This is a genomic window from Citreimonas sp., from assembly GCF_042096055.1.
Taxonomy (GTDB): Bacteria; Pseudomonadota; Alphaproteobacteria; order Rhodobacterales; family Rhodobacteraceae; genus Citreimonas.
In genome coordinates this window covers 51,657-62,493 of the sequence record NZ_JBELMH010000001.1, presented here as the reverse complement: position 1 = coordinate 62,493, position 10,837 = coordinate 51,657, and the positions used below count along the sequence as shown (strand labels likewise).

11 protein-coding genes are annotated in these 10,837 nt (G+C 67.7%); 6 read left to right on the top strand and 5 right to left on the bottom strand.

Annotated features, from left to right (window positions below):
* Both ACFDTC_RS00285 and ACFDTC_RS00280 read left to right on the top strand, forming a co-directional pair.
* Positions 1-468 (top strand): DsbA family protein (locus ACFDTC_RS00285; RefSeq protein ID WP_375256852.1); only part of this gene is annotated, 468 nt, incomplete at its 5' end.
* A 38-nt stretch (positions 469-506) separates the two neighbouring features.
* The gene (locus ACFDTC_RS00280; protein WP_375256851.1) at positions 507-935 is read left to right on the top strand and encodes a hypothetical protein; all 429 of its coding nucleotides are present in this window, start codon (positions 507-509) and stop codon (positions 933-935) included.
* A 14-nt stretch (positions 936-949) separates the two neighbouring features.
* Here ACFDTC_RS00280 and ispG read toward each other — a convergent pair whose 3' ends face one another.
* The 3 genes from ispG to hemA all read right to left on the bottom strand — a co-directional run bounded on the left by ispG (position 950) and on the right by hemA (position 5,119).
* Entirely contained in the window at positions 950-2,080 is a 1,131-nt protein-coding gene (gene ispG / locus ACFDTC_RS00275) for a flavodoxin-dependent (E)-4-hydroxy-3-methylbut-2-enyl-diphosphate synthase (protein WP_375256850.1), read from the bottom strand.
* A gap of 88 nt (positions 2,081-2,168) precedes the next feature.
* Positions 2,169-3,767, bottom strand: a complete 1,599-nt coding sequence (locus tag ACFDTC_RS00270; protein WP_375256849.1) for a RodZ domain-containing protein — start codon at positions 3,765-3,767, stop codon at positions 2,169-2,171.
* Positions 3,768-3,895: 128 nt separating this feature from the next.
* The gene (gene hemA, locus ACFDTC_RS00265) at positions 3,896-5,119 is read right to left on the bottom strand and encodes a 5-aminolevulinate synthase (protein WP_375256848.1); all 1,224 of its coding nucleotides are present in this window, start codon (positions 5,117-5,119) and stop codon (positions 3,896-3,898) included.
* 310 nt (positions 5,120-5,429) lie between these two features.
* Between hemA and ACFDTC_RS00260 the strand changes: the two genes are divergently transcribed.
* The gene (locus ACFDTC_RS00260) at positions 5,430-6,803 is read left to right on the top strand and encodes a M20/M25/M40 family metallo-hydrolase (protein WP_375256847.1); all 1,374 of its coding nucleotides are present in this window, start codon (positions 5,430-5,432) and stop codon (positions 6,801-6,803) included.
* Here ACFDTC_RS00260 and ACFDTC_RS00255 read toward each other — a convergent pair.
* Entirely contained in the window at positions 6,793-8,388 is a 1,596-nt protein-coding gene (locus ACFDTC_RS00255) for a PLP-dependent aminotransferase family protein (protein WP_375256846.1), read from the bottom strand. The genes ACFDTC_RS00260 and ACFDTC_RS00255 overlap by 11 nt on opposite strands.
* A 98-nt stretch (positions 8,389-8,486) precedes the next feature.
* On the opposite strand from ACFDTC_RS00255, the gene speD reads away from it, so the two are divergent.
* Positions 8,487-8,996, top strand: coding sequence for an adenosylmethionine decarboxylase (gene speD, locus ACFDTC_RS00250; protein WP_375256845.1), 510 nt, complete (start codon positions 8,487-8,489; stop codon positions 8,994-8,996).
* Positions 8,993-9,838, top strand: coding sequence for a polyamine aminopropyltransferase (gene speE, locus ACFDTC_RS00245; protein WP_375256844.1), 846 nt, complete (start codon positions 8,993-8,995; stop codon positions 9,836-9,838). The genes speD and speE overlap by 4 nt, the downstream gene beginning before the upstream one ends.
* Here speE and ACFDTC_RS00240 read toward each other — a convergent pair.
* Positions 9,835-10,236: a PaaI family thioesterase gene (locus ACFDTC_RS00240; protein ID WP_375256982.1), complete on the bottom strand. Its 402-nt coding sequence runs from the start codon at positions 10,234-10,236 to the stop codon at positions 9,835-9,837. The genes speE and ACFDTC_RS00240 overlap by 4 nt on opposite strands.
* 80 nt (positions 10,237-10,316) lie before the next feature.
* Here ACFDTC_RS00240 and ACFDTC_RS00235 point away from each other — a divergent pair.
* On the top strand, positions 10,317-10,837 hold a 521-nt coding region (locus ACFDTC_RS00235), incomplete at its 3' end, for an enoyl-CoA hydratase-related protein (protein ID WP_375256843.1).

The window sequence follows — 10,837 nt, the reverse complement described above, 5'->3', positions numbered from 1 at the left end:
ATCACGGTCGTCGAGTTCATGGACTACCGCTGCGGCTATTGCCGGCGTGCCTCGCCCGAGGTGGCGCAGCTGATCGAGTCCGACGGCGATATCCGCCTGATCGTGAAGGAATTTCCGATCCTCGGCGAGGCGTCGATGATCTCGTCGCGCTTCGCCATCGCGACGCAGATCGTGGCCGGCGACGACGTCTACAAGGCGGTCCACGATTCGCTGATGGCGCTTGAGGGCGATCCCACCGACGCGGTGCTTGTGCGGCTGTCCGAGGCGCTGGGCCTGGATGCCGAGGCGATCATGGCCGAGATGGACAGCGACGAGGTCACCCGCCGCATAGCGGAAACCCGTGCGCTGGCGCAGCAGCTTCAGATCAACGGCACGCCGACCTTCGTGTTCGGCGACCAGCTGGTCCGCGGCTACGCGCCGCTGGACGCGATGCAGCAGATCGTCGAGCAGGAACGCGCCGAAGGATGAGACCAGGCACTTTTCGCATGAAGCCCGTCGATCTCCGCATGGTTGCGGTCGTGGCCGGCGCGGCGCTTGTCGCCGGGCCGGTGGCGGCGCAGGACCCCCTGTCCCTGCGCGACCGGATCGACGCCCTGCGGGCACCCGAGATCGTCATCGAGGATCCCTATGCCGACGAAATCGCCAGCGACCTCGAGATGATCGCGGCCGAGAAGGACGCATTGTTCGGCGGCGCGGCGGACATCGCGCTTTTCGTGGGGCCGGATTGTGCGGAATGTGACGCCGCCCGTGCGGAACTCGACGCGCTTGCTCGGCGGATCGGCGTCACGGTCGCCGTGCACCACACCGACACGGCCGAAGAAGCCGCCTTGCTGGAACGGCTGACGCTGGACATTGTGCCGTCCTACGTGATGCCGGACCGGCTGATCCGCGGGGCGATGCCCGCCTTCGTGCTCGAGCGGTACCTGACCAAGTAAGGCGCGGGCGGCCGCTACTCGGCCGCCTGCGTCTCGGCCTCGGCCGCTTCGATCTGGGCGGCCTTCTTCTCGACCTCCTCGACGATGTGGTCGATCATCTGCTCGTTCGACATCTTGTGGCTCGCCTTGCCGGCCAGGTAGACCATGCCGGACCCTGCCCCGCCGCCGGTGAAGCCCACGTCGGTCATCAGCGCCTCGCCGGGGCCGTTCACGACGCAGCCGATGATCGACAGGCTCATCGGCGTGCGGATGTGCTCGAGACGGCTTTCCAGCGCTTCGACGGTCTTGATCACGTCGAAGCCCTGACGTGCGCAGGACGGGCACGAGATGATGTTCACGCCACGGTGGCGCAGGCCCAGCGCCTTGAGGATCTCGTAACCGACCTTGACCTCTTCGACCGGATCCGCCGAGAGGCTTACGCGGATCGTGTCGCCGATGCCCATCCACAGCAGGTTGCCCAGCCCGATCGCGGACTTGATCGTGCCGGTGGTCAGGCCGCCGGCCTCGGTGATCCCGAGGTGAAGCGGCTTGTCCGTCGCCTCGGCCAGGCCCTGATATGCCGCGGCGGCCAGGAACACGTCGGAGGCCTTCACGCTGATCTTGAACTCGTGGAAGTCGTTGTCTTCAAGAAGCTTGATGTGATCGAGGCCGGATTCGACCATCGCCTCGGGGCACGGCTCGCCGTACTTTTCCAGCAGGTCGCGTTCCAGGCTGCCGGCGTTGACGCCGATCCGCATCGAGCAATTGTTGTCGCGGGCCGCGCGGATGACCTCGCGCACGCGGGATTCGTCGCCGATGTTGCCCGGATTGATGCGCAGGCAGGCGGCGCCCGCCTCGGCAGCCTCGATCCCGCGCTTGTAGTGGAAATGGATGTCCGCGACGATCGGCACCGGGCTTTCGCGCGTGATTTCCTTCAACGCGCGGCTGCTGTCCTGGTCCGGGACCGAGACGCGCACGATGTCCGCGCCCGCATCCGCGGCGGCCTGCACCTGCGCGATCGTCCCGCGGATGTCGGTCGTCGCGGTGTTGGTCATCGTCTGTACGCTGATCGGTGCGTCACCACCCACCGGCACCGAGCCGACCATGATCTGGCGCGACTTGCGGCGGTAGATGTTGCGCCACGGGCGAACGTGATTGACGCTCATCGCATTGGTCCTGTCGATCTGGGGTCCTTGGCGCCGATATATACCTCGTGCGCCTTCGTGACCAGCGTCGACCGGGACCTCCGCCGCGTCAGCGGTCGGTCGATGCAAGCTCCGCCACGATGCGCGCCAGCCGGCTGTCGCTGGCCGGATTGGCCTGCGCCATCTGGGTCGAGATCGCGTCCGCCGCCAGCGCGAGATTGTCTGCGACCGCGCCGGCGCCGCCGTAGGGGCCGTAGGTCTGGCCGTTCACGGCGAAGTAGATCGCGCCGGCATTGCCCGCCCGGATCGTCGGCGGCGTTTCGGTCGTCGGCACCTGGTACGTCTCGCCCGCCTTCATCACGGTCTCGAACAGCGTCGTTCCGTTCGCGGTACGCACGCGCACCCAGGCATCGGCGGTGGCGACGACCGTCACGCCCGCGGGAGCATCGGCCAAGACCTTCGGCGTCGCGGGCAGGGCCCCGTCGAGTGCGGAGGCGACGGCGGAGTCGACCGCCTGAGCCTGCAGCGATGCGATCAGTGGTTCGAGATCGCGATCGGCGGACGGATCGGCCGGCGCGTAGCGCTCGGAAAGGTCGGCAGCCGACAGCTTGATGTCGGCCGTGACCGCACCCGTCGGCCCGGCGGGCCCGTAGGCCTGGCCCGCGACGGCGAAGTAGACCGCGCCGGATTCGCCCACTTCGATGCGCGGAGAGACCGCGTCGGCGGGGACTTCGAATCGTTCGCCGCCGTTCAGAATGCCAGAAAACAGCGTCGTGCCGGACGCATCGTCGATCCGGACCCAGGCGGGGCGAACAGCGACCACGGCGACATCGGCCGCGCGCGTGTCGGCAGGCTGCGTCGTCTGGTCGAGTGCGATGCTCTCGTCGATCTGCGGCAGGCGGCCGGCGCCGAAGCCGGCATAGACGCCGCCCCGGTCGGGATCGAGGGTCGAGATCGGGCCGTCCCGCGCGACCAGGATCGGCGTGTCCAGCGCCTCGGGGCGCTGCATGCGATCGTACCAATCGCGGCTGGGCGGAGCGAAGACGCCCGCCATGTCGTCGCCTTCCGCCTCCTCGGGCATGGCCGCAGGCGACATGGCGCTTTCCAGTGGATCGAGTTCGCTGAGCACCAGCGGCGTCTGGTCCACCGGCGACAGTTGCACGCGCTGCACTTCCTGCAGCACCGACCAGGCGCCGTAGCCGATGCCGCCCACCAGCGCGAGCAGCACGAGGCTCGACCCGATGGCGGCGGGCTGGATGCCGGTGAAGAAGCTGTCGTCGCGCGCAACGAAAGGCGTCTTGGGGTTGATCAGCGGATCGCGCGCACGCACGGGGGCGACCGGAGCCTGCTGCGCTGGCTTGCGGATGGTCGACGCCTTGTTCGACATGCCGTGCGCGACAGAAAAGCCGCTTTCGGCACAGAAATGCGAGAACGCCTCTTCGGGATCCATGCCGAGATAGCGCGCGTAGGACCGCACGTAGCCGGCGATGAAGCCCGGCGTGTCGAATGCCGAAGGATCGCAATTCTCGATGGCGGCGATGTAGCCGGCCTTGATCCGCAATTCGCGCTGAACGTCCAGCAGCGACTTGCCCAGCGTGGCACGCTCGCCCCGCATCATGTCGCCCAACTTCAGGTCGAAGTCGTCGAAGCTCTGGGGAGCGGCCGTATCCTCTGGCACCGCGGCGTCGCGGTTCTTGCGCCCCATCATGTCGCCTGCCCCACTGTCTTCATCGGTCGCCTCGTGCCTGCCCAATGCGCGATCTTCGCGATTCGCGTGACCACGTTATAGGAAGGAACTTTATCAAACCTTCGTGCGTTTGACAGGATTGTAGCGGACTATGCGCTTAATTCGGCACGATTTAGCGCACAGTGGCTCCATAGTTCATCCATGGCGCGGACGAGTTGGTCCATTTCGCCCGGCCCATGCACCGGCGAGGGCGTGAAGCGCAGCCGCTCAGTGCCGCGCGGCACCGTGGGGAAGTTGATCGGCTGAACGTAGATGCCGTACCCCTCGAGCAGCATGTCCGAAAGCCGCTTTGTGTGGACCGGGTCGCCGACGATCACCGGTACAATGTGGCTGCCGTGATCGATGATCGGCAGGCCCATCGCCTTCAGACGCGTCTTCAGGATGCTGGCGCGCTCCTGGTGCAGCGCACGCAGGTTCCTGTCGCGTTTCAGATGCGCCACGGACGCCGCGGCACCCGCCGCCACGGCCGGCGGCAGCGAGGTGGTGAAGATGAACCCGGGCGCGTAGGACCGGATCGCGTCGCACATCTTCGCCGAGGCCGCGATGTAGCCGCCCATCACGCCATAGGCCTTGGCCAGCGTGCCGTTGATAATGTCGAGCCGGTGCATCAGCCGGTCGCGTTCGGCCACGCCCGCGCCACGCGGGCCGTACATGCCGACGGCGTGCACCTCGTCGATATAGGTCAGCGCGCCGAATTCGTCGGCGAGATCGCAGATCGCCTCGATCGGGCCGAAATCGCCGTCCATCGAGTAGATCGATTCGAAGGCGATCAGCTTGGGCGCCTTCGGATCGTCGGCCTCGAGCAGTTCGCGCAGATGCGCCACGTCGTTGTGCCGGAAGATCCGCTTGGCGCCGCCGTTGCGGCGCACGCCCTCGATCATCGAGGCGTGGTTGAGCGCGTCGGAATAGATGATGAGACCGGGAAACAGCTTGGGCAGCGTCGACAGCGTCGCGTCGTTGGCTATGTAGGCACTGGTGAACAGCAGCGCCGCTTCCTTGCCGTGCAGGTCGGCCAGCTCGGCCTCGAGCCGCTTGTGGTACACCGTCGTGCCCGAGATGTTCCGCGTCCCGCCCGAGCCCGCGCCGGTGGCGTCGATCGCCTCGTGCATGGCGGACATCACCGCGGGGTGCTGCCCCATGCCCAGGTAGTCGTTGCCGCACCACACCGTGATCGGACATTCCGACCCGTCCGCGCGCCGCCACGTGGCGTGCGGGAACTGGCCCTGCTTGCGCTCGATGTCGATGAAGGTCCGGTAACGGCCTTCCTCGTGCAGGCGGTTGAGGGCTTGGTCGAGTGTCGCGGTGTAGTTCACCGGGCGCCTCCTTCGGCATGGTGTCCGCATCGGCGATGCTTTGCGGACGCTACGGACGAGTCCGTATTCAGTTTCCTGAATGGATACAGGCCCAAAGACCGAGTGTCCATGCATCAGGGATGGACATGCGGTCGCATCCCGACATTTGGGTCATCGACCCCGGACGCCAAGGCGTCAACCCGGAAAAAAGGACTACGATGGGAAACCTTCCCGACTGGTGAAGCGGCCCGGCGGGCGCGCTGGACACCGGTCCGGCCTCTGGTAGTGTCGCGTCCGAACGCCCAGCCCCCGCCTTCAAGGAGCCCCGCGCATGAGCCTGGAAACCGTCCTGTCCCGCATCGACGACGATCTGCCGCAGGCGCTCGACCGGCTGTGCGACCTGCTGTCGATCCCCTCGATCTCGACCGACCCCGCGTACAAGCCGCAATGCGAGAAGGCCGCCGACTGGCTGGTCGAGGACCTGCGTTCGATGGGTGTCGAGGCCGAGAAGCGCCCGACCCCGGGTCACCCGATGGTCGTCGGCCACGTGCCCGGCGACGGCCCGCACGTGCTGTTCTACGGCCATTACGACGTGCAGCCCGTCGACCCGCTGGAATTGTGGAACCGCGACCCCTTCGACCCCGCCATCGAGGTGACCGAGAAGGGCCGCGTGATCCGCGGCCGCGGCGCGTCCGACGACAAGGGCCAGCTGATGACCTTCGTCGAGGCCTGCCGCGCGTGGCAGCAGGTGAACGGCTCGCTGCCCTGCCGCATCACGTTCTTCTTCGAGGGCGAGGAGGAATCGGGCTCGCCCTCGCTGATCCCGTTCCTGAAGGAGAACGCCGACGAGCTGCGCGCCGACCTGGCGCTGATCTGCGACACCGGGCTGTTCCAGTCGCGCACGCCGTCGATCATGACCCAGCTGCGCGGCCTGCTGGGCGAGGAGATCACCATCACCGGCCCGGGCAAGGACCTGCATTCGGGCATGTATGGCGGCCCGTCGATGAACCCGATCCGCGTGCTGACCCGCATCCTGGGCGGGCTGCACGACGATGCCGGCCGGGTCCAGGTACCGCATTTCTACGACGACGTGCCCGAACTGCCGCAGGACATGGCCGAGCAGTGGCAGGCGCTGGGCTTCGACCACGATGCGTTCCTGGGCCATGTCGGGCTGAAGAACCCCGCGGGCGAAGCCGACCGCTCGGCGCTCGAGATGATCTGGTCGCGCCCCACCGCCGAGATCAACGGCATCAAGGGCGGCTATACCGGCGAGGGATTCAAGACCGTGCTGCCCTCGCGCGCTTCGGCGAAGGTCAGCTTCCGGCTGGTCGGCCAGCAGGACCCGCACGCCCTGCGCGAGCACTTCCGCGACTGGGTACGCGCGCAGGTGCCGGCGGATTGCAAGGTCGACTTCCACGCGCACGGCGCCTCGCCCGCAAGCCAGATGTCGACCGAGCATCCCGCCTTCGAGGCCGCCCGGTCCGTGCTGGGCACCGAGTGGGGCGACGAGGCGGCGTTCACCGGCTGCGGCGGGTCGATCCCGGTGGCGGGCTACTTCAAGTCGATCCTGGGCATGGATGCCATGCTTCTGGGCTGGGCCAAGGACGACGACCAGATCCACTCTCCGAACGAGAAATACGACGTCGAGAGCTTCCACAAGGGCATCCGCAGCTGGGCCCGCGTGCTAGACGCGATCACGCGCTAGGCGGCTCTTCGGCTTCCATTCCGGCGCCGGACGCCTGCGGACCGCGGTCCAGCAGCGCGGCGAAGACCGCCATCGCGTGCCCGAAGCAGTCGAAGGCGACTTGCGCGTCGACCGCGATGCGCACAGCGCGCGGCGCATGGGCGCCGGGCAGCGCGAACGCGGCCGCGGGACTTACCGAAACACCCGCGTCGACGGCGGACGCGACGAAGCCGTCGACCGTCCAGCCGCGCGGCAGCGGCAGCCACAGGAAGGGCACGTCCTCGCGCCACACCGGGCCGTACGCCTCCAGAGCGTCGGCGGCCGCGCGCAGGTAGCGGTTCATCTCGGTCCGGACGCGGTTGCAGGCCGAGCGCGTGTCGGGGTTGCCCAGCAGCGTCGGGAGCATGCCCGTCACCGGCGCGCACAGCCGTGTCCCCGCGCCGTGGGCGAATGTACGCATCGCGGCGCCCTGCCCCGCCGGCGCGACGACGAAGGCGGATTCCAGCCAGGGCGACAACATGGAGGACAATCCTCCGACGTGCCAGCCGCGCTCGGGCAGCAGCGCGCGGTAGGCCGGCGCCTGCGCGGCGCCGATGCGGGTACAATCGTAGTCGAGGACGTGCAGATCGTGACGACGCGCGACGGCGGCGATCGCCTCGCGGCGCGCGAGCGGCGTCGACAGCGTCGTGGGGTCGTGCGCTTCGGCGGCCGTGCAGAGCAGGCGCGCGCGGGTCCCGGCCGCGATGTCGTCGAGCGCGGTCGGCACGATGCCCTCGCGATCCGTGGGAACCGCCACGACCTCGGCGCGCAGCAAGCCGGCGACCCGCGCGAAAAGCGGCGCGGACATCTCGTCCACCAGCACCACCGGCCGCGTGCCGGACAGCACGGATTGCATGACCGTCTGAACGGCGCTTTCCGGCCCATGCGTCAGCACCAGATCGTCGACGGTCACGCGTCCCAGCCTGTCGGCCTCGATCCAGTCGAGCATCGCGGTGCGCGCCGCCTCGTCCCCATGTTCCCGAGGGTTGCGCAGAACCGCGCCCGAGCCGCCGTCGAGCGCGCGGCCCAGCGCCGATCGGATCAGGGCGATCTGCCCCATGTCCGGCAGGCCCGGCGCCGTGAAGTCGAAGCTGTGCGGGGCGAGCCGCAGCGACAGCGCCGCCGGCGTGTCATCACCGGCGACGAAGGTGCCGCGCCCGACGGTCGCCTGCAGGACGCCCTCGTCGCACAACAGGCTGTAGGTGCGCGCCACGGTGCCGGGCGTCACCCCTATGCGGTTCGCGAGGCCCCGGACCGGCGGCAGGCGGTCACCGGGCGCAAGCGCCGCCGTGTCCACCGCGCCGCGAATGGCGCGGGCCAGGGCCATGTATTTCGGCCCGGCGGTCTCTTTCGCGTAAAGAACTTCAATCGGACACATCACCTGATCCCGTCGCCCTGACTCGCCGTCGCGCCCCGGCGTTCCAACGACTTCACCAGCAAATCGTGCCGATACAATTAACGGTGACATCTTTACGCTCGGACAGATACATTTTTTGCCCGGAATCGTCGGGCAAAGCAAATTTCTGCACGCGCGAAATTTCCTCTTGATCGAGTCGCCGCCCCCCATTAGGTGACCCGCACTTTCGGATCCGATCCCATCCCAAGGACTTCCTGGGGGGCGCTAAGGGCCGACTGGAACGAACTGCTGGTAAGAAGGGGCACGCCATGAAGGACATGGACCTCTTCCAACTGGGGATCGGTCTGGAGACAGGCGCCCAAGAGGAAGACACCGCGCGGGGTCAGGCCCCCGCATGCGACCGCGACATCTTCGACACATCGCGCGACGATCACTTCATCCGGGACGGTCAGACCGTCTATGCCGGCACCCACCTGATCATCGAGGTGGTCAACGGCACCGGGCTGGACGACGAGGCACGCATCGCGCAGGCCTTCCGCGATTGTGTCGAGACCTGCGGCGCTACGCTGCTGCACATCCATACGCACAAGTTCTCTCCGCAGGGCGTGTCCGGCGTGGCCGTGCTGGCGGAAAGCCACATCTCGGTCCACACGTGGCCCGAAATCGGCTACGGCGCGTTCGACGTGTTCATGTGCGGCGACGCCCGGCCGTGGCGCGCGGTCGGCGTGCTGGCAGCCGCGTTCGAGATCGACGACGTGCGCGTGCGCGAGATCAAGCGCGGCGAGGGCGTCGTTGCCGAGGCCGGCATCGCCGCATGACCGAGTGGGCGCGCGAAGAGCTTCACCCCGACCATGCGCAGTCGCTCCGGGTGGAGCGTCTGCACTATGACAGCGAGACCGGGCATCAGCGCCTGCGCGTCTTCGAGAACCCGACCTTCGGCCGGGTTCTCACCCTCGACGGCGTCGTTCAGACGACCGAGGGTGACAATTTCATCTACCACGAGATGATGACGCATGTGCCGATCCTCGCGCACGGCGGCGCGCGGCGCGTCTGTATCGTCGGCGGCGGCGACGGCGGCATGGCGCGCGAGGTGCTGAAGCACGCGACGGTCGAGCATGTCACCATGGTCGAGATCGATGCCGGCGTGGTCGAGTTCTCCAAGCGCTACCTGCCGACGCTCAGCCAGGGCGCGTTCGACGACCCGCGGCTGGAGCTGGTCATAGCCGACGGCGCCGAGTTCATGCGCGGCACGAAGGGCGGGTTCGACGTCATCATCGTCGATTCGACCGATCCGCTGGGACCGGGTGAAGTGCTGTTCACGGATACATTCTACGGACACGCCAAGCGGGCGCTGAACGACGACGGCATCCTCGTGACCCAGAACGGCGTGCCCTTCCTGCAAGGCTCGGAACTGACGAACACGATGCGCGCCTTCCGGGCGTTGTTCGTCGACTCCACCTGCTATCTTGCCACGATCCCTACCTATGCCGGCGGGCCGATGGCCTTCGGCTGGGGTACCGACGGTGACGGGCGCAGAACACCGACGGACGTGCTGAAAGGGCGGTTCGACGCGTCCGGCATCTCGACCGATTACTACAATCCGGCCGTACACGTGGCGTCCTTCGCCCTGCCGGGTTACGTCTCGCGCCTGATACCCTAGGCGTCGCGGCGGGGCGGGATCGCGTATGTCAGGCTGGCATGCGCGACGGGTTCGGCGACGCCTTCCGAGTAGAGCAGAACATCGGTGACGCTCAGCGTCTTGCCGAGCTTCAGCAGCCGCGCCTCGGCCAGAAGATCGCGGCCCGAGACCGGCTTGCGCATGAAGTCGATGGAACAATGCGTGGTCACGGTCAGCGCCTCGGGACCGATGCGCGCCATGGTCGCCACGTAGGCCGCGACATCCGCGAGCGAGAACATCGCCGGCCCAGAGACCGTTCCCCCGGGACGCAGGTGACGCTCGTCCGCGTGCAGCCGCATGACGACGCGGTCATCCTCCAGTGTATCGATCCCGAACATGCCCCGGACCTGCGGGAATACCTCATCGAGATAGGCTGACATCTCGTCGGCGGTGAAGTGCGGCACGCTTTCCTCCCTGTCGTGGCGCAGCTACACTCGCGGCAGAGTGTGAGGAGGACAAGATGGAACTGCTCGTTCGCCAAGACGAGGGTCGCGTGGCCCACCTGACGATGAACGCGCCGGAGCGGCTGAACGCCCTGTCGGACGAGATGCTCGCCGCGCTTCAGGCCCAGATCGATACATTGGCAAACGATCGCGACGTTCGTGTCGTGGTCCTCTCGGGTGCCGGAAAGGCGTTCTGCGCGGGTCACGATCTCAAGCAGATGCAGGCCGGGCGGCAGGCCGAGGACGGCGGCCGGGCCTATTTCGCCGACCTCTTCGCGCGCTGCGCCAAGGTCATGACAGGCCTGACCCGCCTGCCCCAGCCGGTCATCGCGCAGGCCCACGGCATCGCGACGGCCGCCGGGTGCCAGCTGGTGGCGTCCTGCGACATGGCCGTCGCCGCCGAAGGGACGCGGTTCGGCGTCAACGGGGTCAATATCGGATTGTTCTGCTCGACGCCGATGGTGGCTTTGTCCCGGAACATTCCCCGCAAGAAGGCCTTCGAGATGCTGACCACGGGCCAGTTCGTCGACGCGGCCCA

What these genes read in the sequence shown, in the direction of transcription:
- ACFDTC_RS00270 (WP_375256849.1), bottom strand. Translation starts at nt 3,767, where the DNA reads ATGATGGGGCGCAAGAACCGCGACGCCGCGGTGCCAGAGGATACGGCC.
- ACFDTC_RS00255 (WP_375256846.1), bottom strand. Translation starts at nt 8,388, where the DNA reads ATGGGGGGCGGCGACTCGATCAAGAGGAAATTTCGCGCGTGCAGAAAT.
- ACFDTC_RS00260 (WP_375256847.1), top strand. Translation starts at nt 5,430, where the DNA reads ATGAGCCTGGAAACCGTCCTGTCCCGCATCGACGACGATCTGCCGCAG.
- ACFDTC_RS00280 (WP_375256851.1), top strand. Translation starts at nt 507, where the DNA reads ATGGTTGCGGTCGTGGCCGGCGCGGCGCTTGTCGCCGGGCCGGTGGCG.
- ACFDTC_RS00240 (WP_375256982.1), bottom strand. Translation starts at nt 10,236, where the DNA reads ATGTCAGCCTATCTCGATGAGGTATTCCCGCAGGTCCGGGGCATGTTC.
- speD (WP_375256845.1), top strand. Translation starts at nt 8,487, where the DNA reads ATGAAGGACATGGACCTCTTCCAACTGGGGATCGGTCTGGAGACAGGC.
- speE (WP_375256844.1), top strand. Translation starts at nt 8,993, where the DNA reads ATGACCGAGTGGGCGCGCGAAGAGCTTCACCCCGACCATGCGCAGTCG.
- ispG (WP_375256850.1), bottom strand. Translation starts at nt 2,080, where the DNA reads ATGAGCGTCAATCACGTTCGCCCGTGGCGCAACATCTACCGCCGCAAG.